Source organism: Deltaproteobacteria bacterium (genome assembly GCA_016219225.1).
Lineage (GTDB): Bacteria > Desulfobacterota > RBG-13-43-22 > RBG-13-43-22 > RBG-13-43-22 > RBG-13-43-22.
Genome location: JACRBX010000152.1, coordinates 17,082 through 42,723, shown reverse-complemented (window position 1 = coordinate 42,723; position 25,642 = coordinate 17,082). Strand labels below are relative to the sequence as shown.

Annotated in this window: 21 protein-coding genes and 1 tRNA gene; 13 read left to right on the top strand and 9 right to left on the bottom strand. The window is 47.0% G+C overall.

Annotated features, from left to right (window positions below):
* The first annotated feature begins 104 nt into the window (after positions 1-104).
* From HY879_13015 to HY879_13005, 3 genes are all read left to right on the top strand, one after another.
* A tRNA-His gene (locus HY879_13015) sits at positions 105-181 on the top strand.
* Positions 182-214: 33 nt separating this feature from the next.
* Positions 215-895, top strand: a complete 681-nt coding sequence (locus HY879_13010) for a hypothetical protein (protein MBI5604264.1) — start codon at positions 215-217, stop codon at positions 893-895.
* Positions 895-1,326: a hypothetical protein gene (locus HY879_13005; protein MBI5604263.1), complete on the top strand. Its 432-nt coding sequence runs from the start codon at positions 895-897 to the stop codon at positions 1,324-1,326. Before HY879_13010 ends, HY879_13005 begins: the two co-directional genes overlap by 1 nt.
* 117 nt (positions 1,327-1,443) lie before the next feature.
* On the opposite strand, the gene HY879_13000 is transcribed toward HY879_13005, so the two are convergent.
* Positions 1,444-2,097, bottom strand: a complete 654-nt coding sequence (locus HY879_13000) for a nitroreductase (protein MBI5604262.1) — start codon at positions 2,095-2,097, stop codon at positions 1,444-1,446.
* Positions 2,098-2,528: 431 nt separating this feature from the next.
* On the opposite strand from HY879_13000, the gene gmhB reads away from it, so the two are divergent.
* Genes gmhB through HY879_12985 form a run of 3 tightly spaced genes read left to right on the top strand, consistent with a single transcriptional unit; the run spans position 2,529 to position 6,813 of the window.
* Positions 2,529-3,098 carry a D-glycero-beta-D-manno-heptose 1,7-bisphosphate 7-phosphatase gene (gmhB, locus tag HY879_12995; protein MBI5604261.1) on the top strand — a complete coding sequence of 190 codons (570 nt, stop codon included), beginning with the start codon at positions 2,529-2,531 and terminating at the stop codon, positions 3,096-3,098.
* Positions 3,099-3,149: 51 nt separating this feature from the next.
* Complete coding sequence (locus HY879_12990) at positions 3,150-4,856, top strand: tetratricopeptide repeat protein (protein MBI5604260.1); 1,707 nt, start codon at positions 3,150-3,152, stop codon at positions 4,854-4,856.
* A gap of 19 nt (positions 4,857-4,875) precedes the next feature.
* Positions 4,876-6,813, top strand: coding sequence for a hypothetical protein (locus HY879_12985; GenBank protein MBI5604259.1), 1,938 nt, complete (start codon positions 4,876-4,878; stop codon positions 6,811-6,813).
* Between the two features lie 96 nt (positions 6,814-6,909).
* Here the strand turns inward: HY879_12985 and HY879_12980 are convergent, their stop codons facing one another.
* From HY879_12980 to HY879_12955, 6 genes are all read right to left on the bottom strand, one after another.
* Entirely contained in the window at positions 6,910-7,461 is a 552-nt protein-coding gene (locus HY879_12980; protein ID MBI5604258.1) for a hypothetical protein, read from the bottom strand.
* Between the two features lie 31 nt (positions 7,462-7,492).
* Positions 7,493-9,427, bottom strand: coding sequence for a DUF2723 domain-containing protein (locus HY879_12975; GenBank protein MBI5604257.1), 1,935 nt, complete (start codon positions 9,425-9,427; stop codon positions 7,493-7,495).
* A 68-nt stretch (positions 9,428-9,495) separates the two neighbouring features.
* Positions 9,496-11,223 carry a hypothetical protein gene (locus HY879_12970; protein ID MBI5604256.1) on the bottom strand — a complete coding sequence of 576 codons (1,728 nt, stop codon included), beginning with the start codon at positions 11,221-11,223 and terminating at the stop codon, positions 9,496-9,498.
* A gap of 100 nt (positions 11,224-11,323) precedes the next feature.
* Positions 11,324-11,695: a prepilin-type N-terminal cleavage/methylation domain-containing protein gene (locus tag HY879_12965; GenBank protein MBI5604255.1), complete on the bottom strand. Its 372-nt coding sequence runs from the start codon at positions 11,693-11,695 to the stop codon at positions 11,324-11,326.
* A 556-nt stretch (positions 11,696-12,251) separates the two neighbouring features.
* Entirely contained in the window at positions 12,252-13,079 is an 828-nt protein-coding gene (gene proC, locus HY879_12960) for a pyrroline-5-carboxylate reductase (GenBank protein ID MBI5604254.1), read from the bottom strand.
* 264 nt (positions 13,080-13,343) lie between these two features.
* Entirely contained in the window at positions 13,344-14,432 is a 1,089-nt protein-coding gene (locus HY879_12955; GenBank protein ID MBI5604253.1) for an AI-2E family transporter, read from the bottom strand.
* Positions 14,433-14,639: 207 nt separating this feature from the next.
* On the opposite strand from HY879_12955, the gene HY879_12950 reads away from it, so the two are divergent.
* The 3 genes from HY879_12950 (at position 14,640) to HY879_12940 (ending at position 17,111) form a co-directional block, all read left to right on the top strand.
* The gene (locus tag HY879_12950; GenBank protein MBI5604252.1) at positions 14,640-15,647 is read left to right on the top strand and encodes a ribonuclease Z; all 1,008 of its coding nucleotides are present in this window, start codon (positions 14,640-14,642) and stop codon (positions 15,645-15,647) included.
* A 273-nt stretch (positions 15,648-15,920) separates the two neighbouring features.
* On the top strand, positions 15,921-16,262 hold the full coding sequence (locus HY879_12945; protein ID MBI5604251.1) for a phosphomannose isomerase type II C-terminal cupin domain: 342 nt from the start codon (positions 15,921-15,923) through the stop codon (positions 16,260-16,262).
* A gap of 129 nt (positions 16,263-16,391) precedes the next feature.
* A complete protein-coding gene (locus HY879_12940) occupies positions 16,392-17,111 on the top strand; it encodes an alpha/beta fold hydrolase (GenBank protein ID MBI5604250.1) in 720 nt (239 codons plus the stop codon).
* Positions 17,112-17,198: 87 nt separating this feature from the next.
* Here HY879_12940 and HY879_12935 read toward each other — a convergent pair whose 3' ends face one another.
* Positions 17,199-18,899, bottom strand: coding sequence for a long-chain fatty acid--CoA ligase (locus HY879_12935; protein ID MBI5604249.1), 1,701 nt, complete (start codon positions 18,897-18,899; stop codon positions 17,199-17,201).
* Positions 18,900-19,112: 213 nt separating this feature from the next.
* Between HY879_12935 and HY879_12930 the strand changes: the two genes are divergently transcribed.
* From HY879_12930 to HY879_12915, 4 genes are all read left to right on the top strand, one after another.
* Positions 19,113-19,802 carry a transglutaminase domain-containing protein gene (locus tag HY879_12930; GenBank protein ID MBI5604248.1) on the top strand — a complete coding sequence of 230 codons (690 nt, stop codon included), beginning with the start codon at positions 19,113-19,115 and terminating at the stop codon, positions 19,800-19,802.
* Positions 19,803-19,916: 114 nt separating this feature from the next.
* On the top strand, positions 19,917-20,159 hold the full coding sequence (locus tag HY879_12925; protein ID MBI5604247.1) for an AbrB/MazE/SpoVT family DNA-binding domain-containing protein: 243 nt from the start codon (positions 19,917-19,919) through the stop codon (positions 20,157-20,159).
* A complete protein-coding gene (locus tag HY879_12920) occupies positions 20,146-20,550 on the top strand; it encodes a type II toxin-antitoxin system VapC family toxin (GenBank protein ID MBI5604246.1) in 405 nt (134 codons plus the stop codon). Before HY879_12925 ends, HY879_12920 begins: the two co-directional genes overlap by 14 nt.
* 21 nt (positions 20,551-20,571) lie before the next feature.
* The gene (locus HY879_12915; GenBank protein ID MBI5604245.1) at positions 20,572-21,456 is read left to right on the top strand and encodes a phosphoribosylaminoimidazolesuccinocarboxamide synthase; all 885 of its coding nucleotides are present in this window, start codon (positions 20,572-20,574) and stop codon (positions 21,454-21,456) included.
* Between the two features lie 163 nt (positions 21,457-21,619).
* On the opposite strand, the gene HY879_12910 is transcribed toward HY879_12915, so the two are convergent.
* On the bottom strand, positions 21,620-24,751 hold the full coding sequence (locus tag HY879_12910; protein MBI5604244.1) for a sigma 54-interacting transcriptional regulator: 3,132 nt from the start codon (positions 24,749-24,751) through the stop codon (positions 21,620-21,622).
* Between the last annotated feature and the right edge of the window lie 891 nt (positions 24,752-25,642).

Below are 25,642 nucleotides of genomic sequence, written 5' to 3'. Positions count from 1 at the left end.
TCAAGTCAAGGATAAAGGAATATGACGGTTTTCTGTGAAATCATAAAAATTTAAACTTGCATGATTTTTGCCATCCGGTTATAATAAAAAATTAAAATATTATGGTGGGTGTAGCTCAGTTGGTTAGAGCACCAGGTTGTGGCCCTGGGGGCCGAGGGTTCAAGTCCCTTCACCCACCCCATTTTTTTTTAAAGGAATGATTTTAAAAAGGAGTTTGGCAGAATCTGTTTTCATCGAGTGGATGAAAAAGAGTATATTAAAGATTGGATGTCTGTTAATCCTGGCCTTGGGCCTTTGGGCCTGTGACCTGGGAAGTTCCAATTCGGGCGGAGGCGGTTCTTCCACTGATTTTCAATACCTTTATAACTACAATGCCAATCAGTTAGATGGGCATACCATCCGGTGGGAATCCAATACCATAAAGGTCTTCACCGGCGGTATCCCCGGGGCCGAAGCGGCCATCAGCCGCTGGGCCGGTCCGGTTAATTTTTCTTTTATGGGTTCCCCGCCTTCAGACGGCGTTTCCTTCAGTTTGACCAGTTCGGGAAGTTCCTGCGGTGTAACGACGACCTATTTTTTTAATTCCGGAAAGATTTCGCAGGCCATTGTGCAGATCCATACCAACCAAACCTCCTGTAAAGGGGGCTTGGACAATACCGTTTCCCATGAAATGGGTCATGCCCTGGGTTTTTTCGGCCATACCGCCGACGGGGGACTGATGGACTTTGATGGGGGAAATTCCAACATCACCACGCCGGTTCGAAATTTTATGAATCTTCTCTATTCCCGTCCTTATGGCTGGGATATCACACCCTATCTTTCTTTACAGGGGAAATTGAAGGGCAGCCGTTATCAACCGAAGGGGACGCAAACTTTCGTCAGGGTTGACTATTAATGAGACCGGCAATCCTTTTTATTTTATTTTCTTTTTTTATTGTCAGCGCAACGGCCTGTAAGGAAGTTCATATGAAGGCCGTCCCGGCCGGTGTTAATGTGATGATCCACGATATCCCCTGTGAGGAAGTTAAAGATCGGCTTATTAAAGAGTGTAAAAGGCAGCACCTTCCCTTCGAAGGGGTGGATCAACATCAAGGGCTTTTATCAATCGGCCCCGTCCTCACCACTCCCTTGCCGGAAGACTCTTTCCTGAAAACGGAAGAAAGGGTGCGGTTGGAAATAAAATGTTCCGACCCCCTGAGCACACGCCTTTCCCTCCGGATACAGCTTAAGGGATTGACCGCGGATAATCAATGGCTGGAAATTAAAGAGGCCGATAAGTTGAATGCCTATGGGAAGCGGTTTTTAGACAGGCTCCTCATCAGGTAGCTCTGGATGAGAGCAATCAGCGTTCAGCTTTCAGCCATCAGGAAAGACCATTGAAAAACCCGGGTTATGCTGACGGATAGGCGCTCCATCCGGAAACCTGGGATTTCCTGATGGAAATCAACTGATCCAGCGGGTCATGGAATGGATATCTTCCCGGTTGGATTTAAACCGGTTGATGGCCGCCGAAAGATCCGGATAGCCCAGGGCCAGTCCCAGAACCACCTCTTTTTCCTCGGGAATATTTAAGTGCTCCTTGATTTCTTCTTCATAAGCCAGGATCAATCCAATAGGGCAGGTGGCCAGTCCTTTTGATTGAGCGGCCAGCAGGAGATACCCCAGAGCCATCCCCAGGCAGAGCTGGCGGGAGGAAGGAAACAGATGGTCCAGACAGACCAGGATGGCCACGGGGGCATCGTAGAAGCGGCAACTCCCCTCGGGGATAAAGGTGGTCAGATCAAGATGACTTTCCAGGGCCGGAGATTTCATGCCGGCGAAAAGTTCCCGTTGCCTCCCGATCCAGGGCTCCGGAAGGGGACGCGAGGTGCCCGGTCCACAAGAGACATTGCGTTCCTTATGGGTTTTTAAAAGCCTTTCCACCAGGCGTTGTTTTTCCTTCCCGGTCACCACTACAAATTCCCATGGCTGAACATTAATGGCCGAAGGGGCCTTCCCGGCCCAAAACAGGATCTCCTGGATTAATTCCCTGGGAACCGGATCAGGCGAAAAGACCCGGCAGCTTTTTCTTTCCTTTATCAAATCAAAAAAATCCATCATGATTCTCCTGTGAGGGGTTAGTTCGAAAATAGATTTTTGGCACGGATTTCACGGATTACACGGTTAAAGCTATGGGGTATCCCTCGATCCCGTTAAGTCTGGATTGAGGGATGACCAACATCCGCCTTCGGTGGAAGCGGGTCTCAAGAAAAGGGATCTCCCTTTTCTTGAGAAATGAAATGGTTTAACCGTGTAATCCGTTTGTCAGGCTTTATGCCTGACCCGTGCCTAAATAAGCCTTTGACTGATCTATTTTCATGCTTCGTGGTGCATCAGAATAGATTATTTTTTACTATAGTCTGGATTCCCTTTCAAGGATATAGTAAAATAATCTCTTTTATTCGTTCGGTGATGGCAGAATGGACTTTTTACGAGATTGTCAGAATTGAGAGAACTATAAAATTTTTTCATGGGTCGGGGAGGAATTCTTGCGTAGCGCAATTTTTTTGGACCGGGATGGGGTCATAAACGAAGATCAGGAGGATTATGTCAAATCCTGGGAGGAATTCCGGTTTATTAAAGGTGTCCGCAAGGCCTTGAAGGAAATACATCAAGCCGGTGTGCCGGTGGTGGTGATTACCAACCAATCGATCATCGGACGGGGAATGGTTACCGAGGCCGAGTTGTCGGGCATTCATGATCGTATGCTCAAAGGCGTTAAAAGGGCCGGTGGTAATATTTTAAAAATTTATTATTGTCCCCATCATCCGGATGCTCACTGCTCGTGCCGAAAGCCCAGGATAGGTTTGTTAAAAAGAGCCGCCCGGGAGTTGGATATCGATCTAAAGAACAGTGTTTTTATCGGAGACACCCTGAAGGACATGCAGGCCGGAAACCGGGCCGGGTGCCGCACCCTCCTGGTTCAGACCGGACAAGGGGAGGAATCTTTAAAAAAAATCCTGACCGGAAAAACCAGGATCAGACCGGATTGGGTGTGTGAATCTCTGGCCACGGCGACACCACTCTTACTGGCCTACCTCAAAAAGGAGAATCCATAACCCATGAGGTGTTGGGGGGATGACCGGTCAAAACAGGAAGGAAAATCCTTCTTGTCCGGAAACAGATATATCGACCTTTTGCTCCTCTTCTCCGCGGCTATTGCCCTCAAGCTCTTCATTTTTTTTACCGTCTCCGACCCGGTTGTTTTTTTCAAATATCCTTTTTTCGCCGACCAATTGAATAAAGGGATGGATATCGGGGAACGGCTCCTGGATTTGAGCCCCCTTTATCTTTATGGGATGGTTTTCCTCCAAAAGATCTATGGTTCCAACTGGGAGGCCATGACCGTTTTCCAGCTTCTGGCCGGGAGCTTCAATGGCATCCTGATTTTTCTGATCGGAGAAAAGATTTTTAACCGGGCCGTAGGTCTGACAGCCGCCGTCATTTTGATGCTCTATGGAAATCTGACGCTTTTCGAACTGACCCTGGAACCCGATTCTTTTGTCCTTCTATTGAATTCCCTCTTTCTATTGACCGTGCTGTGGACAGGGGAAAGAAGTTTAAACACCCATTCCGCATTGATTTGGCTTTGGCCGGGCCTGATTCTCGGCCTGTCGGTCATCACCAAGGCCAACGCCTTGCTTATCTGGCCCGGGGTTATTTTCTGGATTTTTTGGACCTCCCCTGGCGGGAAAAAAATCCGTTATGCCCTCCTGTTTACCTTGGGGGTTTCCTTGCTGATCCTGCCCGTCACTTTGAGAAATTATATCCAATTTCATGATCCTGTTTTAGTTACCGCCGATATGGGCAAAGTCTTTTTCCATGGAAACGGCCCGGGGGCCACAGGAATGGAGAGGGCCGACTTACCCGATCAGGGATTCATTGAAGAAACCGGCGGCGAACCGGATTTTGCCCATACCCTGTTTCGTAGCACTGCCAGGGGCCTGACCCATCGCAACCTCAGCCCATCGGAAAGTTCCCGGTTCTGGGTCTTCCGGACTTTGGATCATATCCGGTCCCATCCCTATTCGGCCTTTAAGTTACTGGCAAAAAAATTTGTATTGTTCTGGCTGAATTATGAGGTCCACGATTTGGATACCAACTATGCCTATTATCAAACCATCCGGGCCTGGCCTCTGGTTCCTTTCGGATTGATCGCCGCCTTGGGGGTCGTTGGGATGTTTTTGAGCCGGAAAAACCTCAAGCAGACCTATCTGCCTTTTCTGATGATTGCGGTTTATCTCCTGACCGTCGTCATCTTTTTTAATGCTTCCCGTTACCGGTTGCCGGCCGTACCCTTTCTTTGCCTTTTCGCCGCCTACACCATTTTATCTCTATACGACCGATTGAAACGGAAACAAGGTAAACCGTTTTTTTTAATAGCCGTACCGACTGTCCTGCTGTTTATTCTTTCGGTCTTTTCTTTAAGAGACGAAGTCGCCGCCCTGGACCGCTGGCAACAGGCCACACGGTTCCATTATAATTTGGGCGGGAATGTTTTTTTTAAGAAAGGGGAATATCAAAAAGCCATTGAAGAATATAAAAGGGCCGTTGCCCTGGCCCCCAATTTTGCCCCGGCCTATAATCAGATGGGCAAGGCCTATGCGATGTTAAATGACCTTTCAAGCAGTAAAAAGAGTTTTCTAAAAGTAATCCAGCTATCACCGGCGGTAGACCAGGGGTATATGAATTTGGGACTGATCCATGCCTTAAAGGGGGAAAAAGAAAAGGCCGCATTTTACCTTGAAAAGGCGGTCGTTTTGAATCCCAAAAATTTTAAAGCCAAAGAACACCTGGAAAAATTGATGTCCCGGTGAACATTTCGGAAACCTATCAATGCTTTCCTTGAAAAATACTGAAAAATTATTTTTGACTTTTTTTATCCTGTCTTTTGTTAGCGTTGTCCTCAGGAATGCCTGGATCTCCGACGATGCTTATATTACATTTAGAACAGTGGATAATTTTGTAAATGGATACGGGATTACCTGGAACATTGGGGAACGGGTCCAGGCCTATACCCACCCCTTATGGATGTTCTCGATGGCTTCTTTGAATCTTTTTACCCGGGAAGTCTATTATACCAGTATCTTTTTTTCTGTTCTGATTTCCCTGGCAACCCTTCTCCTGTTTGTTTTCTGGTTAGCCAAAACCCCTTTTCAGGCTTTCCTGGGCCTGATCGTTTTGATCCTGTCAAAGGCCTATGTCGATTATTCGACCTCGGGGTTAGAGAACCCCTTGAGCCATCTATTATTAGTTCTTTTTTTTCTGATCGGTCTTTCTTCTCCAGCCAAACCTAAAAACCTTTTCTGGGTTACCTTGACGGCATCTTTTGGAATGATAAACCGGCTGGATCTTTTTCTGATTTTCCTGCCGTCCCTTATCCATTTCTTTTTGAAAGTGAAGAAGAGTCTTGCCTGGCCGATGATTTTACTAGGGCTTCTCCCTTTTTTTTTCTGGGAGGTTTTTTCCCTTTTCTATTACGGATTTCCTTTTCCCAACACGGCTTATGCCAAGTTGAATACAGGCCTTCCTCAATATGAACTGGCCAGACAGGGATTGTATTATCTTTTGAATTCATTTTCCCTGGACCCCTTGACCTTAATAACCATATTCGGGGCTATGGTTATTTATATTTTTACGGATGATCGAAGCCATCTTCCCCTTGTTATCGGGATCGCCCTATACCTGGCCTATTTGGTTTCCATCGGAGGGGATTTTATGAGCGGCCGGTTTCTGACCGCTCCCTTATTGTCGGCGGTGATCCTTTTGGGCCGGTTCTCCTTCAGGTCTTTTTCCTGGAAAGAGGCCTCCATGGTGATTCTGGTTGTCTTGATCGGGCTGAGTTCGCCCTATTCCCCGGTCTACAGCGGCACCCATTATGGAATGAAACGGGTGGGGTTGATAGACGAACGTGGCATTGCCGATGAAAGAGCTTTTTATTTTCCCCATACCGGTCTTTTTAATGAAAAGCGGTTTAAGGATAAACCCCATCACTTTATAGCCGACAAGGGAAAGGAAATTCGGGGCAAGGGACATTCAGTGATTTTATGGGGGACCATGGGCGGCGGCTATGCCGGGTTGTTAGGATTTTATGCCGGACCCGGAGTGCATATCATTGATGCCATGGCCCTGTCCGATCCTCTGCTAGCCCATTTGCCCCCTATTGACAATCCCTTCTGGCGTATCGGACATTTTGAAAGGATGATACCCGACGGTTATTTAGAAACCGTTAAAACAGGGAAGAACCAGATTAAAGACCGGAACCTGGCCGATTTTTATGTGAAGCTCTATTGGTTGACTCGCGGGGACCTTTTCAATTGGAGAAGGCTTAAAGAGATCTGGATGTTCAACACCGGGCAATATAATCATCTGGTGGATTTAAACTATTACCGGTTCCCCTTTCGCCTTCAAGTTCCCCTTTCGGAAATCCAGTTGCCCAAAAGAGCGGGGACCCCTTGGAATCAGGCCGGGAATATTATGATTTCCCATAGAGGTCTTCTGGTTGACCTGGAAAGGCCCTATGAAGCCGAAGGTTTGGAAATCAGTTTGGATAATAACGATGATTATCTGCTCATTTTTTTTCAAGAAGGAAAGGAATTAGCCCGCCAAATGGTTCCTGCGCCTCCTGTTCGGAAGGGCGGTTTAGCCATTCATCGGATTTCTGTTCCTCCTGAAGCCTTTATTTCCGGGGGAGTCGATAGAATAAAAATCGTTCCCTTGAAAGGGGACGGGAAATTCAGTATCGGGCACCTGCGTTTTTTGGAGCCTGGATAAGGCTTAACCGTTTTTATTCTTCGTCCTGCCTTGTTAAGGCCACAAAAGCAAAGGGGCGGATCGATAAACTCTTGTCGGTGCTGACTTACGAAGTACCTACAACTTGAGCAGGGCCAAAACCCAAACAAATACCCCCACCACAAATGAGCCCAGGGGGTAAAAGGCATAAGGAATCCGGATTTTTCCTGTCTGGTCAAATCCAATTCTTATTAAGATAAAAATGGATATAATCCAAAATAGAAGGGCCACTCCCAAAATCAAGGACCAAAACCGGGTGGGAAAAATTTCCGGGATCGTCGAACCAGTCCATTTGGGATTGATTTTTTTTATTTTTTCTAAGGCTCTTTGAGCATCTTCCTGAGACAGGTTCCGGTAAACCAGGAGACTTGTCTTGGCAAAAATGACGGACTGATAGGCTTGCAAGGCCAGTGGAACATTTTGCTGCCCCGAAGCCGACCCTCCGATAAGAAATAAAGATTTAACCGCCCGTTCCTGGTAGGAGGACCCCGGATAATAATTTAATAGGGTCTGTTCAAAGGCCAGAACGGCCTTTGCATACTCTTTTTCTTTCAGATAGCGCTCGCCTTCCGAGAAGTTGGTCGAAGCCTGCCAGTAGGTAATTCCGAAGACCATTAAAATCCCGGTCATGATGACTAAAAAGCCATTTGTTAAGAGGTTTTTAATTTTTGTCCCAATAGTGAGAGAGTTTGGGGTTGCTGACAATTTGGGTTTCTCCTATAAGACTGAAAGATTTAGGTATCTTCTCAAAAGGGATTTCATTGAATATTTTTTTATTAAAAAGGGCCAACGAAATAGTATATTCGCCGGGATACAACGTTGGAACGTTTAGATGATAGGTTTCTGCCATAATGCCCTTCGCCTCCCAGCTTTCCGGGGAATCCCATCCGTATCCCAGGGTCAGTTCAACAAAAAAATGATCCAGGGGGGTAAGGACGTTTTCTTTCGTTTTGATTTTGAGTAAGACCAGGGCGGTGACCGGATGAGGCACTTGCCCAATTTTTTGCCAATATAAACTCAGACTAAAGCGTTCACCCTCAACCAGGGGAGCGGGTTCGATGTTAAAGCCTAACAATTTAAGGGAAGAGCCGAAAGACAAATCGGATTTTATCGCCGAATCGGGTAGTTTTCCAATGGGGGACGTAGGCGGTTTCAGTGTGACGGAATAGAAAGATTCAAATATTTTCTTCTGGAAAAATTTGTCTCCGAGAAACCACTCATACCTGCTGAAAAAGACCGGTTTTTTCTTGAGTTCCGAGATCAAGAGTTCTTCCATGAGGGTGGTATCGTTTAGGTGAAGCCTTTGGAAAAAAATCGAATCCTTGTTTTTATGTAAGTCCATCAACCGGGAGCGTTCCTTTAAGAGATTTAATCCATAATCGATGATGGTCACATCCGGCCTGGCGCCGGTCAGGGATTGATACAAACGGAAAATATCTCTTCCGGTATAGGTGGTAAAAAGAGAAAAATTTTCTTGCGGGTAAGAAAGAACCCTTTGGACATACGCCAACGGCCCTTCGTTCAAAGGAACGGGCTTATGAAAATAGAGCAACCCCAAAAGCGGTATGACGATAAGCAGGTAAAGGCTTCGAGAAAAAAAGGGAGATAATCTTTTGTTGACGGAGATGAATTCTTTGAAATACTGGCCGGATTCGTTTAATCCCATAGCGAACCAGGGGGCCCAAAGACCAAAGGACATGATGTAGAATTCATGAATGTCCGGGATCTTATATTGGATGAAAAACAGGGTCTGGGTCAAAAAGAGAATCCCTATAAACAAAGTGGGTCTGGCTTGTTTTTTGACTCCTTTCACCAATCCCAATAGTCCAAAGACCCCGCCCAGCCAATAATAATCCTGAAAAAGTAGATAAAAAAAGAATCCAAAATCTTTTATGAGATGGTCCAGACTGAAAGAAGTCATTTCAACACGAAATATTTTTCCACTGATTAACCAGAACCAGTCTGTCGGCGATGACATGGTGATTCCAAATAGATTGGGATAGGAGAAAGCCGACGGAAGATGGCCGCGGAGAGCAATAAATAAATAAGGCAGGATCCCTATGAAGGCGAACAAGCCGATGCCCATAAAAAGCTTCAAATTCCTGGTTCCCTTAGGAGAAAAAACCAGCAACAAAAGAAATGCCGGAAGATACATGATAGTAGTCAGGTGGTGGCTTATTCCCAAACCCAGGATGAAAGAGATCATCCACAGTTTTCTTATATCCCAATCCCGAATCAGGGATAGCCCGAGCAGGGTCACCAGGAGGCAGATGAAAGCCTGCAAGGTATACACTTCGGCTAATCCCGCCCTGGCTAAAAAATTAGGAGACAGGGCGAAATAAAAGGTGGCGATCCAGGAAGATGCCTGATGACCTGTAATTTGAAGGCAAATCTTGAAAAGGATGGCTATAGCCAGGACCGCCAAAAAGGCTGAAAAAAGGTTATGGAGGAAATACGGTGATCCGACGGGGAGAAAGGAAAAAAGTCTGAGCAGTTGAATATACAAAGGATATCCGGTTGGATGCGGGATGCCCAGGAAGGTGGCCATATAGGAAAATTCGCCGCTGTCTCCCCAGTAAATACTGGGGTATGTCATGAATCCGTAAAATAAAAAAAGGAAAAAAAAGGGTAAATTTTTTAAATAAAATTTAAAAGGGGATAGAATCATCTCATGTTTTCCAAGGACAAGGACCAGGCCATGGCCTTTGCCCCTTGCGGAGACCTTGGGTCCAGGGCAGAAACCCGGTTGAAAAACCGGAGACCCTGCCGGGGGTCTCCATATTTGGTATAGACCATCCCCAGATTCAGCAGGATGTCAAGATCATAGGGTCGGGCCTTGTATGCCCTTTTTAAATTTTGATAGGCCAGATCAAGCCAGGCCTTATCCTTTTGGGGATCCCTGGCGTACCGCATCAGATAGAATATGGCCAGGTTGTTCAGATTGGAAGGATTTGCGGAATGGAGGACGGATTTTTTGAGATAGGGTTCGGCTAAATCCAGACGGCCTCTTCTGGAAAAAATTACCCCCCGGTTTTCAAAATAGGTGGCCTGATGAATGGGATATTGATTGCCCCCGTTCATATAACCCAGGACCAAATGCCTTTCAGCCCGGTCGAGATCCCCTTTTCTTAAATATTCCACTCCTAACTGATGGTCGACCATCCAATAGCCGGTTTGTTTTTTGACCTGATGCCAGAAAACCAGATTGTTTTTCCAGGTGGGAGACCAGACAAAACATACCCAGCCGTTAAAGAAGATCAGGGCGAAAAAGAAGAGATAGATCCAGTTCCGCCGGCGGCCTTTTAAATAGGGATAAACAGAGTGACTAAAAAAGCCGATAAGGAGTCCGATGAAGAGCAAGGAAGGTAGATATAAATATCGTTCGGCTAAAGGGGTGGCTGAAAGGTTGGTAAATACCGGGGGCAGGGCCATGAGGATGGATAAGAAGAAAAGGGTCCCCCCGAACCTGCCCCAGGGGTTGGTTCCCCTAATGAAATAATAAATAATAAAAGAAGAAGAAAAAAATCCTGTTAAAAAAAAGGACCAGGAAACAGGGACTTCCGGAATAACGGGTTGGATTGGAAAAGGATAAACGGTTTTGATGACATAGAATCCCAGGGCGCTGAACAAATGAATGACAAAATCCCAAAGGACTCCTGAAATCTTGGCGCTCAGTGAATAGGAATTCAAGGCCCAGGCCTTTATGATCAGGGGGGGGACCAGGAGGCTAAGGCACAGGAGAAGGCCCTTGCCGATCAGGGGATATTTTTTAAAAAGCCATAAATAAGGTAAAACCAAAAACGGGCAGAGGAGTCCGATTTCTTTGGAAAGGATGGCAAACCAACCGAAAAGGATCATGGGGATGAAAAGGGAATGATCCATCTTTTCCGCCCAAAGATAAAAAGAAAGGAAGAAAAGGAGGATGAAAAAGGTGGCCAGCATATCGGTTCGGCCGGCAATCCAGGCCACATTTTCCAGATGGATGGGATGGGTCAAAAATAAAAGGGCACCGCTCAGGGAGAGCAGGTAAGGTATTCTCAGGATGGATAGAATAATAAAAAAAAGCATCCCTGTGGCGCCATGAATGATCAGATTGGAAAGGTGATACCCTGCCGGATCCTTATACCAGAAGGAATAATCCAAAAGCAGGGACAGGCTGGTGACTGGCCTTGAATAGATCTGGAAAAAAGGATCAAAGAGGTTGGCAAAAGATTGTAAATGGTGAAGATAGTAATTAATGATAAAAGTATCGTCCCAGACCAATCCATTATGAAGGGCAGGATAATAGGCAGTAAAAGAAGTTATGAGTATTAAGAAAAAAGCGGGGAGTATCTTTATCCAATCAAAGATAAACTCATATTCAGGGTACTCCAATTTACTTTGATTGAACAAATGGGAACCCTCTTTCAGAACATCCGTAAAAAATCATCCCTGGACAGAACCCCAGGTCCTGTCCAGGGATGGGTTGGAGGATTTGTAGGGCAGGACTCTGCTACGGTGTTATTGCTCCCTGGTTATCCACGGTATAAGTGGTATCTCCGTTGCTATGGGCAGCGGTCATGGATAAGCCGGCCATGGTTCCGGTGCCGACTGACAGGGTTACGTTGGTTGTGGCTTTGTACCCGTAACCGGTAAGAATTGAAGTATCTACTGTCCCCGCCGGACTGTCCGAGAAATAGGCCTGGGCGGCAGTATAGGCATTTTTAACATCCGACTTGGCGGCTGTATTATAACCCCTTACCCGGTAAGAACTGAACTGAGGAATGGCAATGGCTGCCAGAATACCGATGATGGCGATGACGATCAGGAGTTCTACCAGGGTAAAACCTTTTTGATTTCTCTTTTTATGGAATTTTTTTAACATGATTTTTCTCCTTTAATAATAATTTAATTAAAACAGTTAATGGTTAACGGCTTAATTTCCCCTGTTAAAGTTCTCTCCGATTGTCCCACCTCCTTGTTCATTTAGCTTTGTTAAATTCATTAAATTTTTTTTAATAATTCGTTTGACTTTATATAAATGCAAAAGAGATACCAAAATGAAAGGATGGTCCAAATAAAAAATTAATTAGAAATATTGGATAGTTAAGAATGGTCAAACCAAGAGGGGATCTGGTTGAAGAAATTTTATGACAAAAATTGGTTAAAAAATGACGAAAAATTGTTAACTGTCCTCCTTCCACGTTTTCAAGCATTCGGAACACTTTAGGTTTTTGAAAGGAGAGTTTTTGTTCCCCGCAAAGACGCGAAGAATGCAGAGAGAACCATAGGGAGTCTCTTATTAAGATCGGCAGATCGGCTCCCGGCCGGGAGCCTCTGCAAAAGCTCGACAAAGTCGAGCGGACCGATCGACCATTGCAATCTTTCCGGCTCTGCGGGGAAAGCTGTTTTTCAAAAAGCTAAACTAATACCCTTCTTTTTCATTTTTTAAGGAGCATTTCACCGAGTTCCTTGGATCTCCGGGTGGCGGCCTCTACGGCATCCATCAAAATGCCGTGGAATCCGGCCTTTTCCAGGACATGGAGACCATGTATGGTGGTCCCTCCGGGAGAGGTGACCATTTCCTTCAACTGGCTGAGGGGCCAATCCATCTGACGGGCCATTTGAGTCGAACCCCAGACCGTCTGGACTGCCAATTTTAAGGCGACCGGCCGTGCCAGGCCCATTTTTACCCCGCCCTCAGTCAGCCCCTCCAGGATAGTGAAGACATAGGCCGGTCCGCTGCCGGACAGGCCAGTGACGGCATCCAATTGGGCCTCTTCTACCCGAACGGTTTCTCCTATGGCTTTAAAGATGGATTCTGCCAGGACCAGGTCCTTTTCCACGGCCACTGAATTTTTACATAAGGCACTGATACCCGACAGGACCAGGGCCGGGGTATTGGGCATGACCCGGATGATTTTCGGGGTCTTTGGAAAAAACTGACCCAGAAAGGCGGTAGGCACCCCGGCGCAAATGGAGATAAGGATTTTTTCCGGGGACCAGATAGAGGAAAGGGTGGATAAGGCCTGGGTCACGTTTTGGGGTTTAACCGCCAGGATAATCGCCCGGGATGAGGCAATAACTTTAGGGGACTCTTTGACCGTTTTAACTTTATAGGCTTTTTGTAAATAGGCCAGCCGTTCTTCGATCAGATCGCAGACCGAACAATCGTCCGGCGTTATGGTTTTGCTGCCCAAAAGGCCTTTAATCAAGGCTTCGGCCATATTGCCGCCGCCAATAAAACCCAGAGGAATTTTTTGTTTCATGCGTAGGATCTCCCTTTCAAATTCGGAATTCGGATTTCGGATTTTGGAATTTTAAAAACCCATTTTCATCTTTCGAGGCGTCCGCGCAAACGGGCATAATGGTTTAGTTCGAAAATAGTGTTTCAAGTTGCAAGAGGCAAGTTCCAAGTATATGAAAAATACGGGCAAGAGGCGAACGGCGAGAGGCCAACAAGGAGTGGGAAAAGTGTTAACCTTTTAGCCCTCCGCCGAGCCGGAAGCCTGGCCCATTGCCTATAACCCCCTTCAGTCCGGCGGCTCTATCAAAAATTCTTTTTTATAGATTTCAAACATAGTCATTAAAAAGGAAAGGACGATAGGTCCCAAAATAAAACCCAGAAAGCCGAAATAAATGAGTCCGCCCAGAACGCTCAGAAAGGTGAGCAGGGGATGTAGATTGGCCTCTCCTTTAAGAAGCAGGGGGCGAAGGACATTATCGGCTCCGGAAATAATAAGGGTGCCCCAGAGCGCCAGACCTATGGCCATCCAGAGGGAAGAGGTAAAAGCCAGATAAATGGCTGCCGGAACCCAAAGGATACTGGTCCCCACCAAAGGGATGACGGAACTGAAAACCATACAGACCCCCCAAAAAGCGGATGAGGGGATGCCGAAAATCCAAAACCCGATGCCCCCCAATAACCCCTGGGTCAAGGCGACAATAATAGAGCCCTTTAAGGTCGCCTTTAAGGTTCGTTGTAACTGAAGGACAATCCTTTCATGATGGGTGACCTCCAGGGGACTGAATACCTTTATTTCGCGCAGAAATTTTTCTCCGTCGATCAACAGGAAAAAAGTGATAAACAGCACGATAATCAGATCAAATAATATGCCGACCACGCCTTTGGCCAGGGCGGTCATTTCGGTATAAATAAATTCCGAAAAGGTCTTGAGAAATTTCCCTACATATTCTTCCACACGGAGTGACTGAAAATCTATCTGCCATCGCTCGAAAAGAAGGTTGAAAGAGAGCAACTTTAAATCGATTATTTTTTTCAGGGACCCGTCCTTGAGTCCGTCGGAGATCTTTTGATAAAAGTCTAGGGATTGACTGGTGATCAGCCCGGATAATAAAGAAAAAGGAATAAGAAAGACCAGGATTAACAAAAAGATCGTCAATAAGGCCGATAAGATTTTCTTTCCCCTGAAAACCCTTTGAAGCATCGAATAGAAGGGATATAAAACCATGGCCATGACGATGGCAATAAAGATGTCTGAAAGGAAAGGGCGGATGATCAGATAAAAAAGGTAAAGGACTCCGATCAGGAAGGCGATGAAGACGTAATTCGAAACCGGATTTGCCGTGTCGCCTTTCCTTCTAAAATAGGGTCGGCTCATATTATTATCCTAATCCAATGGATCTGTTTAGCTTTTCGAAATTTTAAATACTTTTTTGAGACAGGATTTACAAGATTAACCTGAACTATAACTTATTTAGCTTCGTTAATGCAACCAAGAAGATAAGCAAAAGGCATCTCTTTTAATCCTTCTCCCCGGCCAAACTCCGTATGGAAAAAAAGGAAGAGATGATTTATAGTTATTTCCATGACCCCCTTATTCCATCCCCATCTGGTGAACGGTCCCCTGGGAGATCCGGCCCTTTACATCGATTTTAAGTTCGACAAAAGAGCCCTCCTGTTTGATCTGGGAGAGATCCGGTCTTTGTCTCCACGTAAGCTTTTAAAAGTATCCCATGTTTTTATTTCCCATACTCACATGGACCATTTTATCGGCTTTGACCACCTCCTGAGGGTTTGTCTGGGACGGGACAAGGTGATCCATTTGTTCGGCCCTCCGAATTTTCTGGATCATTTAAAAAATAAGATCGCCGCCTATACCTGGAATTTAGTGGAAACCTATTCCAGTCCCCTGGAATTGATAGTCGGGGAGGTCCATCCGGATCATATTATTTCGGCGCGGTTGAGCTCTTCCTCGGGGTTTAAAATCGAAACCGACCGGGAGACCAGACCCTTTAACGGTTGTCTTTATGAGGAGATGTCGCTCATGGTCCGGGCCGCTTTTTTGGATCATAAGATCCCTTGCCTGGGGTTCGCCCTTGAGGAAAAATCGCATCTCAATATTATTAAAACGGAGCTTGATAAGATGGGATTGTCGAAAGGTCCCTGGCTCCGGGTCTTAAAAGAGGCCGTCTGGAAAGGGGAAGAGGATGATTTTACGATCCAGGGCTATGAAAAGGGGAGTGGGCAGGCCCATCGATTTCCATTAGGGGTCTTGAGGGAAAGATTGATCAAAATTGCCCCGGGCCAAAAGATCGCTTATATCGTCGATACCGTTTTAAACGACGCAACCCAAAAGGCCATAGAACAGTTGGTAAACGAGGCCGACACTCTTTTTATAGAAACGGCCTTTTTGGAGGAAGACGGGAAAAGGGCTCAGGAAAAATACCATCTTACCGCCAGGCAGGCAGGGACATTGGCCGCAAAGGCCGGAGTGAAGCGTTTAATCCCCTTTCACTTTTCCCCTAAATATAGTACCAATCCGGAACGGGTTGTTGCGGAGGCCCTTGCGGCTTTTCAGGAAAACAGGCGATAGGGATGAGGACGAGGCGCGAGGGAGGGCTTAGTACGAAAATAAGTTCGGAGTTTAGAGTTCGGAGTAAACCATTTCCATGATTCGTCGGTGCCTGCTTCAGGCAGGCATGAGGGTTTAGTTCGAAAATAGGGCTCAGCGCTTACCGAGTTCTATTGTCATACTTCGTGGTGCCATGCCCCAAAAGGCGGGGCATGGCGGTTTAATACGAAAATAAGAAAATACTTTTTCTGGCCCTCTGATTTTGTTATAAAAAAAGAAAAGGAGAAAACTACCATGGAAGAAGATCACCGCCCCTGGGGATTTTATCAAGTCCTGGCCGATGAATCGGACCATAAAGTCAAACGAATTGTTGTTTATCCCGGAAAACGACTGAGTCTTCAAAGACATCAGTATCGAAAAGAACACTGGTATCTGCTCTCCGGTCATGCCCTGGTAACTAAGGGGGAGGAGCAATTCCCTTTAACACAAGGGGATTCCATCGATATTCCCAAAGGGGTCCTGCACCGGATCGAAAATGTCGGGTCAGGGGACGTGACCTTCATCGAGGTCCAGTCCGGGGAGTATTTCGGGGAAGAAGATATCGAGCGTGTCGAAGATGATTTCGGACGGGATTAGATCCATTACTTATTGTAATGTTTAGAATCCAGGAGCCAGAATTCAGAATAAGGATCAATCCTTTAAGGATTGGGGTTTATAGAACCGGATTACCGGAATAAACAAAAACTATCAAAAGGAGGAAAGGGTATGGGAAAGCATTTCGTTTTGATTCACGGCGCATGGCATGGAGGCTGGTGCTGGGACGGCGTTATTCGCTCATTAGAAGCGGCCGGCCATAGGGCAGAAGCACCGACCCTGCCGGGACAAAACCCCGGAGAGGATAAATCCCGGATTACTTTTGAATCCTATGTCCGGGCCGTTCAGGACGTCCTGGAACGCCAATCGGGCCCGGTGGTTCTGGTCGGTCATTCCAGCGCCGGCTTTCTTCTTCAGGCAGCCGCCCCCAAAGTGAAGGAAAAAATTGAACGCCTTATTTTTTTAAATGCCTTTATCCTGCCCGATGGAATGGCCCAGTTCGATCTTGTCCCCCCGGAAGTAGCCCAGGGTATGACGCAAATGGCTGAGGCCTCACCTGACCGGAGTGTCCCGGTGAATGAGGACTTTGTACGACATGTGCTCATGGCCGGTGAACCCGTGGAAGTCCAGGATGGCTTGATTCGAATGCTCTCACCTCAGCCGCTGGCCCTTTTTACCACCAAGGTGGACACTGCCGCATTCAACCAACTCACGATTCCCAAAACCGTCTTGTTTTGCAAAGAGGACGTTTCCCTGCCCCCGGGCGCTTATCTGGGGATGGCTCAAAGTCTGGGCCCATTCAATCTCATTGAGATCGAAGGCGGTCATGAGACCTTGTTTACCAAACCAGAGATTGTTGCCCGGGGTTTGATCCAGTCGATTGGGTCCTGACCAAAGGAATTTTTAAAATCATCACCCTTCCCAAACGCCAACGGGGCGATCTGAAGATGTTCCGGCTCGACTGGCAGTCAGGATATTTCAGCAGCGCCCTTGTTGGCACTGCTTGGATATCGGAGTACTGGCCTTCTCCTGCTCCTGGAGCAACCGCCATTGGACCTTCCCGGACCCGGACTTGGGCAGCGCCTCAGCGAATTCAACAAGGCGTGGATATTTGTAGGCCGCCATCCTTTCTTTACACCAGAGGATGATGTCCTGGGCGGTGGTTTTCCCCTTGGCTGTCTCTTTAAGGACGACGATCGCTTTGACGGTCTCGCCGCGGTGGGCATCCTCGGAACAGATAACGCAAGCCTCCTGGATATCGGGATGAGCGAACATCATGGATTCCACCTCGGCCGGCCAGACCTTGAAACCGGAGGCATTGATCATACGCTTCAACCGGTCGACGATGAAAAAGTATCCCTCGTCGTCATAGTATCCCAGATCACCGGTGAGGAAGAACGTTTTGCCGCCTATCCCGGCAAAACATTCCCGGGTGGCCTGGGGGTTGTTCCAGTAGCCTTTGAACACCTGCGGGCCCCGCGAGACGATTTCGCCGGTCTGGTTGGGACCAAGGGGCTCTAAAGTATCGGGATTGACGATCAGAGATTCGGTGTTGCAGATCGGTATGCCGAGACACTGACGCTTCGGTCTGGAGTCGTGGTTGCTGTGGGTCGGGGCCGCTGTCTCGGTGAGCCCGTACCCCTCGATATAGGAGAGCCCGGTGAGGTCAAAGAGCCTCTTGGCTACCGCCTCGGGCATGGCCGCACCGCCGCCGCCGATGAGTCGCAGGCTTTTCAGGCTATCGCCTTTGAAATTAGGGCTGGCGAAGAGGTCGATGACCATGGTCGGGATATTGATCCAGTTGGTCACCTGGTATCGTTCCATCAAGATCAGCGCCAGTTCGCGATCCCACCTTGTCATGACAACGATCTCGGCGCCGATAGAAATCGGCATGTTCATGAGGACCTGCATACCGGTGACGTGAAAGAAAGGCACCACGCCAAGGAAGACTTCCTCGCACGAGGTGTTATGCCAAATGCCGGTTATTGAGGTTGTGGCCATGAGTGTGTTGTGGGTGTGCATACAGCCCTTTGGTTTTCCGGTCGTGCCGGAGGTATAGCAAATGGCCGCCAGATCATCGGGGCCTGCCAGATGGGGGCCGGGCTTGCAGTCGGCAGCCAACACCTCTTTCCAACTTGTGACCCCCTGAAGGTCCATCTCGGGAACGGCGGAAGGGTGGATAAAATCCGGTATCGGGACATCGGTGGCTTCAGTGACATATTCGCCGTAATCGGCCACGACTACCTGCTCGAGTCTCCCCTGACCCATCAACGGCTCCAGGCGGGGGAAAAGCTCGACCCCGCAGATCGCCACCGAACTCCCGGAATCTTCAATATAGTGCTTCATTTCCTCGGTGAGATTCATGGGATTGGCTGGAACCAGGACGGCGTCGGCACGGAGCACGGCATAGTAGGCTATGATGAACTGGGGGCTGTTCTGCATGTACAATAGGACCCGGTCTCCCTTCTTCACCCCAAACTGCTGCTGCAGATACCCGGCCAGGGCGTCCGCTTCCGATTTGAGTCTGGCGTAGGAAAGGCCTGATCCATAATAGGAGATGGCCGTTTTCTCCGGGTAGCGGGTAGCCGAGACCTCGAGGTTGTAGGTGAGCGTGGTCCTCGGCAAGGTGAAGGACCGGGGGACGCCCTTTGGCCAATGTTTGTAATATAAGGATTCCATGGCTCTCCTCATCAATCGATGAATTATCAACGGGTGAAAAGAATATAAGGAAAGCTGAAAGGTGGGTCAAGGAGAAAAATAGAAAGAGAAAAGGGGAGATAACAGACTGATTGGATAAGAAGTTGCTTTTTGGAGGGGAAAAGGTTAAATAGAACTGACTGAATCAAGAAGAAAAATAGAGCGAAAGGTACTCCCTGAGGGTAAAATGAATCCATGGAATTTGTAGAGCAAGTTTATTTAAAACCGACCTCGATTATCGATAGCGATCACCCTGATATCATAGCTTATGCCCGGGAAGCGTCAGGAGAAAGCCAAAACCTTCTCGAAAAAGCGGTAAGGATCTATTATGCCGTTCGCGATGATATCCGTTATGATCCTTATTGTCCCTTTTATCTCCCCGAACACTACCGGGCCAGCAATGTCCTTAAAAGCGGCCGGGGGTATTGTGTCTGCAAGGCCTCCTTGCTCTGCGCCCTGGGCCGCTCTTTGGGAATTCCCTCCCGGGTCGGTTTTGCCACGGTCCGAAATCACTTGGCCACTAAACAAATGCTGGAGTTTATGGGGTCCGATCTATTCGTTTATCATGGCTATACGGACTTTTTTTTAAATGGAAAATGGGTCAAGGCCACGCCGGCCTTTAATAAGGAATTGTGCGAACGCCATAAGGTGGCCCCTCTGGAATTCAATGGTCTGGAGGATTCGGTCTTTCAGCCCTATAATTCCGAGAACCATCTTTTTATGGAATATACCGAATTTTCTGGAACTTATGCCGATATCCCGGTTGAAGTCATCGTCGCTGCCTGGGAAAAGGCCTATGGCAGGGAACGGGTACAGGGCTGGATCAAAGGCTTGGAAGATGCCCAGGGGATAGTCAGGAATTTTTATCAAGAGGAAGTAGTCTGATGGTTTCATTGATCCCCATATTATTGGGTGGATTTGATTGGAAATATTTCTAATTGACAAGGATAAAGTAAGACAGTAAAATAATTAATCAAACTTATTTTATCGGGTAAGACTATGAAGACTTTGGTAAGTGGAAAAGGACAAATTGTTATTCCCAAGCCGATCCGCCAGGCCATCCATATTCAAAAGGGTGATGAATTCGAGATCGAAGTGAAAGGCAAAGTTATTATCTTAAAACCCATTAAGCGTTTTCAGGCTGAAAAATGGCAGGATTATATCGGGGTAGGGGAGGGGCTGATCGATAACTTTCTCAAAGATAAGAAAAAAGAGAGAAGGAAAGAGGATGTTTGTCCTTGACAGCTATGCCCTGTTATGCCTTTTCGATAAAAAGAGACCCAAGGAGAAAAAGACCATCATTAGCTATCTCGAAAAGGCCGAAAAAGGAGAAATCCGGTTATATCTGAGTAAAATCAATGAAGGAGAAATCTACTATAAGTTAGTTAAATACGTCGGCGAACCCATTGCACGGGGGGTTCGAGAAGATCTAAGAAAAGGGGTCTTTCCCATCAACATAATATCCGTCAATGATAAGAGGGCGGAAAGGGCCTCGGAGATCAAGGCCAATTATCCGGTATCCTATGCCGATGCTTTTTGTATCGGATTGGCCGGAGAGATGAACAGCCCTATCCTTACAGGAGACCCGGAGTTTGAAGGGGTTAAAAATATTGTCGATGTACTGTGGATGTAATTAAGGAAAGCAGGAGGATTCATGGCGAAGAGTGGATTGTTGGAAACCGACTTTGAAGGATTGAAACTGATAAACCGGGGAAAGGTCCGGGATATTTATGACCTGGGAGAGCACCTCCTGATCGTAGCCACGGACCGGATTTCGGCCTTTGACGTCGTTATGCCCAACCCTATACCGGGGAAGGGGGTTATTTTGACTCAGATATCCAAATTCTGGTTCAAGGTCCTGGAATCGATTACCCCCCATCATCTGATTTCTACTGAGGTAAAGGACTTTCCCAAAGAGTGCCGGCCCTATGAAGCCGAATTAAAAGACCGGAGCATGTTAGTCAAAAAAACCAAACCCCTCCCGGTAGAATGCATTGTTCGGGGGTATCTCTCCGGTTCCGGGTGGAAGGACTATCAGACCACTGGAGGGATCTGCGGTATTACCCTCCCCGCAGGGTTAAAGGAATCGGACCGCCTGAATACGCCGATTTTCACCCCATCCACCAAAGCGGAACTCGGTACCCATGACGAAAATGTCCCCATGGAAGAAGTCCGAAAACTTCTGGGGGATGAATTGTCCGATTACCTGGCCCGGACCAGTCTGGCTATTTATGAAAAGGCCAGGCTGTTGGGAGAAAAAAAGGGGATTATCATAGCCGATACCAAATTTGAATTCGGTATGTTGGAAGGGAAATGCATTTTGATCGATGAGGTTTTGACCCCGGACTCTTCGCGGTTTTGGCCCCAGGATCAGTATAAGCCCGGCGGCCCCCAAGCCAGTTTCGATAAACAGTTCTTAAGGGACTATCTCGAATCCCTTCATTGGGACAAAAAACCACCGGCCCCCGAATTGCCGCAGGAGATTATCGAAAAGACCCGGGCCAAGTATGAAGAGGCTTTACGAATATTGACGGGTTGAATAAGGCGTGAGGTTATAGGCAATAGGCTATAGGTGAAGAAAAACAGGAAAATCCTTTAACCTGTTGCCCATTGCCCTTTCGTATTCTCCGGTGATTAAAAGCATGACCGGCGCCCGGTGAGAGAGTCAACGGAAAACGGTCACGGGAAACGGATACCGACCTTTATCCCTTCATTCGATTGATGCCGAGTTTCTTCATGCGGGTGTTGAGGCTGGTTCTCCTCATTCCCAGGATTTTTGCCGCCCCCTGCGGGCCGGCAATCCGGCCGCCGGTCTGATCCAGGACATGGCTGATATAACGACGCTGAAGATCATCGAGGGTCGGTTGGGAACTGAATAAACTTATGGCCGGTGATTTTGAGGAAGTGGGGAGGGTTAATTCCAGATGGTCTCCGTTCGACAGAATAGCCGTCCCCTCGATGATATTCTTCAATTCACGGACATTACCCGGCCAGTTGTAGTGGAGCAGCTTTTCTTCGTCGCCGCGTGAAAGTTTAAGGCTGGATCGATTATATCTTTTGGCGAAACGGGACAGGAAGGCATGGGCTAATAAAATAATGTCTTCCGGACATTCCCGCAAGGATGGCAAACTGATATTGATGGTATTAAGCCGGTAATAAAGGTCTTCCCGAAAACGGCCTGCGGCAACCTCTTCCCTCAGGTTCCGGTTGGTTGCCGCCACCAGCCGAAAATCCGACTCCAGTTGACAAACGCCCCCAATCCGGGTGAAGGTTCTTTCCTGTAAAACCCGGAGCAGTTTAACCTGTAATGATTTCGGCACTTCACCGATTTCGTCGATGAATAACGTCCCTTCATGGGCCTGCTCCACCCGGCCGATTTTCCGGGTATTGGCACCGGTAAAGGCCCCTTTTTCATAACCGAAAAGTTCACTTTCAATGAGATTTTCGGGAATGGTGGTCATGTCCAATATGACGAGAGGTTTAGTGGCGCGGGAACTCCTGTCGTGAATCCGTCTGGCGATCAGCTCTTTCCCGACGCCGGTTTCCCCCTCGACCAATACCGGACTGTCCGTTCGGGCAACCCGGTCGACCTTTTCCATGGTTTTGGCCATCACCTGGCTTTTTCTTATAATAAATTCCGTTCCTCCCGATAATTCCCGCTGAACCGATTCTTCCTTCGTCACCCTGATCTTTTGTTCCATCAGTTTGGAGACGTTCTCTACCTGCTCGACCCAGAGGCTCAATTTATCCGAAAGCAGGGTCAGCAGTTTTTCATTGAGACTGTCGAAACAGTCGACCAGATAAGAATTGTCGAAATAAAGGACCCCTTGCACCTTTGCCTCGATCTTCAACGGCAGGCACAACATATGGCAGGCAATCCGGCTGGTGAGATTGAAATTGGGATATTCGGATTTTTCTTTTTGCGGCTGTCCCGTTCGAAAGGTTTTCATAATCAGCTTCAGGCCGGAATTGAAATTAGGAGAAGTGATCTCATTTTTATGTAAATTCCGGGAGGCCCGCAAATCGGCGTCTTTTGATTTTCCCTTGCTCAACCAAAATAGACCGCACCGTTCCGCCCCGAGAATCCGGGTGAGGTGAGACACCAGGGAATCCAGGGTCTCATCAAACACAGGCGAGATGGGGGACTTGATGATCATGTCGATCTGAGATAACAATGACTCCAGATAGATATCCTGGGTTTTCCTTTGGGAGTTCGTTTCTTCTAAAAGAAACCGCATGCCGCTTGGAAAGAGATCATCGGAAATCCCGGATAGACCCTTACGGGCTTCCTGGGACAATTTTCGGGCTTCCCGCTCATTACCTTCTTTCAGTCTCAATTTGGCCATTTCCGTTTTTGTTTTTGCCAATTGAATGGGGTCACCAGAAAGCTGTAAATAATGTAAACTGTCATTAAGGGTGGATTCGATGATTTCGATATTTTCGCCGTATAAAGAAGCTTCCTGAGCCTTCAGACGCAAGGCCACGCCGCGAAGATGCACACTGGGTTCCCGCATTATTTTTTCGGATTGTTCCCTGAAACTGTACCCCGGAATGGGATCAAACCCCAGGATTCCGAATTCGTATATTAATTCAAGAATATATGGAGACGCAAACTGCTGCCTGATACCGGAACGGGCCCCTTCGCTGAAGGTATGGGCCAGAATTTCCCGGGCTTCTTTATAATCTTTGTTCAGATAATTGTAGTAGGCCAGGGCGCCATAGGTCATATATTGGGCCAAGGCATTTTGACTATTGATGGCATCCCGCAGGGTGCCTTCAAAGTGCCAAAAGGCCTCCTGCTTCTTACCCATCATTAATAACACGGTCCCCAGGACGGCGCGGTATAAACAGGCCGGACCGATGTTCTTCTCGGAAACGGCCCGGCGCCAGAAATAATCCAATATGCCAATGGCCCGGTGAAATTCACCCAGATAGGCCGTAGAGTAGCCGAAAAGAAACAGCGCCACCGGAACGATCAAGCGCACGCCGGCATTATTCTCATAAGTTCGAATGGCTTTGTCCAAGTATTCGACGGCTTCTTTATGCAACCCTCTCATGAAATAATAAAGTCCGATGAACTCATAGGACTGGGTCCAAATATCCTCATCGGCCAGCGATTCAACGATTTCCTGTCCCGAGGCAAAGTGTTCCATGGCTTCAAGCCTGCGGTTGCCGAAGTAAAAGAGTCGACCGATGTGCAGTTCGATCATGGCTTGCGAACGCCGGTCTCCCAAATATTTTGAAACCTCCAGAGCCTTTTCCAGGTACTGGTAGGCCTCATCAAACCCTTTTCCGAGATAGAAACAAAGGTCTGAAAAAAGAAGGACCGAAGGAATGAGGAGACCGTTAACGGCATATCGGTCGTGCTGCAAGCAGGGGGTTAAGAGGGGCAGACCTTCCGCCAATAAATGATATCCGTCGTCTATGAGGCCTTCATCAACGGCCTTGTGGGCTGTTTTGATTTTGAGAAATCCCGCCTGTCTATTACGGCCGGCCCCCATCATTAAATAAGATAAAATGTTCGGGCCAATTTCATTTTTCAGCTTCAATGCATCGATTCGGTCCAGAAGGGCATTGAACTTTTTTTTATTATTGATCAGGCCTAATCTTTTTTGAATGGATTCGGGAATTTTTTTTTGGAGGGTGATCCGGTTGCCTTCCGACTGATCGATCAGATTCAATTTGGCGGTACTTTTCAGGCAATCGCCCAAATGGCTGTCCGAAAGGCCGGCCAGGGACTGGATGATCGGAAGTGGTGTCGGTTCTTTAAAAGCCTGAAGTACGGATAGAAAATTCCATTGGTCGGCAGGGAGATGAATCGGATTTCTTTCCATGACTTTGTCCTCAGTCGAAAAAACGGTTCAAGGTTCAGGGTTCAAGATCCAGGAAAACCCATTTTCATGATTCATGGTGCCCCATAGGGATATGATTCGAAATGGCCTATTTTTAGAGGCTTCCCCGTTTTCGGCTAAAACCAAGCTTCAGAAATTACCGCCATATTTTATTTTACAAAAAAATTGCGAGTTAATCAATGGTCTCGAATACTTCTAATACTACAGCGACACTTTTCCCGTCATTCCCGAATTTCTTTATCGGGAATCCAGGTTTTTCGGAAAAATGGGAAATCAAAATCCCTGGATTCCGGCTTAAAGCATGCCGGAATGACGGTTAAGGGGCGCATTAGCAAAAAAATACGCTGTAGTACTAATTCGTAAGACTGTAAATGTAAAAAAATAACTACGTTAAAATCTCTGCCTGCACGGGAATGACAAGTTTCCATGAATTCAGTAATAATTATTAAACTTAATTTTTTATTCATTGTCAATAGGAAATGACGCAATGAAGTCTAAAAATATCGGTCTTATTTATTTAAAATATACCGGAGAAGAATAAATGACAGGGTTGTTAAAAAAAGAATGGCAGGACTTTTACAATATTAATCGTATTATTTTAATTAGTTACATTTCAAATGGTTTATCGTCGGCGTTCGGCGGGCTTAAGAGGAGAGCGAATCATTTCCTTCCTGATCCAAAACCGATTACCATTTTCTTCTTAAGAAGACCTCGTTTTTCCTTATTTGCATAAAATGACGCAATAAAGGCATTCAGTGTGACCTTATAAAGTCATTTAAATTCAGACCTTGTTTTAATGAAAAATAAAATAACGATTTTAAATGGTTACATGAATGAAGGCTTGGCATATTCCATGCAATCCCAATCATCAAC

What these genes read in the sequence shown, in the direction of transcription:
- HY879_12980 (MBI5604258.1), bottom strand. Translation starts at nt 7,461, where the DNA reads ATGACCGGGATTTTAATGGTCTTCGGAATTACCTACTGGCAGGCTTCG.
- HY879_12935 (MBI5604249.1), bottom strand. Translation starts at nt 18,899, where the DNA reads ATGGAATCCTTATATTACAAACATTGGCCAAAGGGCGTCCCCCGGTCC.
- HY879_12975 (MBI5604257.1), bottom strand. Translation starts at nt 9,427, where the DNA reads ATGACATACCCCAGTATTTACTGGGGAGACAGCGGCGAATTTTCCTAT.
- HY879_12965 (MBI5604255.1), bottom strand. Translation starts at nt 11,695, where the DNA reads ATGTTAAAAAAATTCCATAAAAAGAGAAATCAAAAAGGTTTTACCCTG.
- HY879_12930 (MBI5604248.1), top strand. Translation starts at nt 19,113, where the DNA reads ATGGAATTTGTAGAGCAAGTTTATTTAAAACCGACCTCGATTATCGAT.
- HY879_12945 (MBI5604251.1), top strand. Translation starts at nt 15,921, where the DNA reads ATGGAAGAAGATCACCGCCCCTGGGGATTTTATCAAGTCCTGGCCGAT.
- HY879_13000 (MBI5604262.1), bottom strand. Translation starts at nt 2,097, where the DNA reads ATGGATTTTTTTGATTTGATAAAGGAAAGAAAAAGCTGCCGGGTCTTT.
- HY879_12985 (MBI5604259.1), top strand. Translation starts at nt 4,876, where the DNA reads ATGCTTTCCTTGAAAAATACTGAAAAATTATTTTTGACTTTTTTTATC.
- HY879_12915 (MBI5604245.1), top strand. Translation starts at nt 20,572, where the DNA reads ATGGCGAAGAGTGGATTGTTGGAAACCGACTTTGAAGGATTGAAACTG.
- proC (MBI5604254.1), bottom strand. Translation starts at nt 13,079, where the DNA reads ATGAAACAAAAAATTCCTCTGGGTTTTATTGGCGGCGGCAATATGGCC.
- HY879_13005 (MBI5604263.1), top strand. Translation starts at nt 895, where the DNA reads ATGAGACCGGCAATCCTTTTTATTTTATTTTCTTTTTTTATTGTCAGC.
- HY879_12925 (MBI5604247.1), top strand. Translation starts at nt 19,917, where the DNA reads ATGAAGACTTTGGTAAGTGGAAAAGGACAAATTGTTATTCCCAAGCCG.
- HY879_12910 (MBI5604244.1), bottom strand. Translation starts at nt 24,751, where the DNA reads ATGGAAAGAAATCCGATTCATCTCCCTGCCGACCAATGGAATTTTCTA.
- HY879_12950 (MBI5604252.1), top strand. Translation starts at nt 14,640, where the DNA reads ATGACCCCCTTATTCCATCCCCATCTGGTGAACGGTCCCCTGGGAGAT.
- HY879_12940 (MBI5604250.1), top strand. Translation starts at nt 16,392, where the DNA reads ATGGGAAAGCATTTCGTTTTGATTCACGGCGCATGGCATGGAGGCTGG.
- HY879_12920 (MBI5604246.1), top strand. Translation starts at nt 20,146, where the DNA reads ATGTTTGTCCTTGACAGCTATGCCCTGTTATGCCTTTTCGATAAAAAG.
- HY879_12955 (MBI5604253.1), bottom strand. Translation starts at nt 14,432, where the DNA reads ATGAGCCGACCCTATTTTAGAAGGAAAGGCGACACGGCAAATCCGGTT.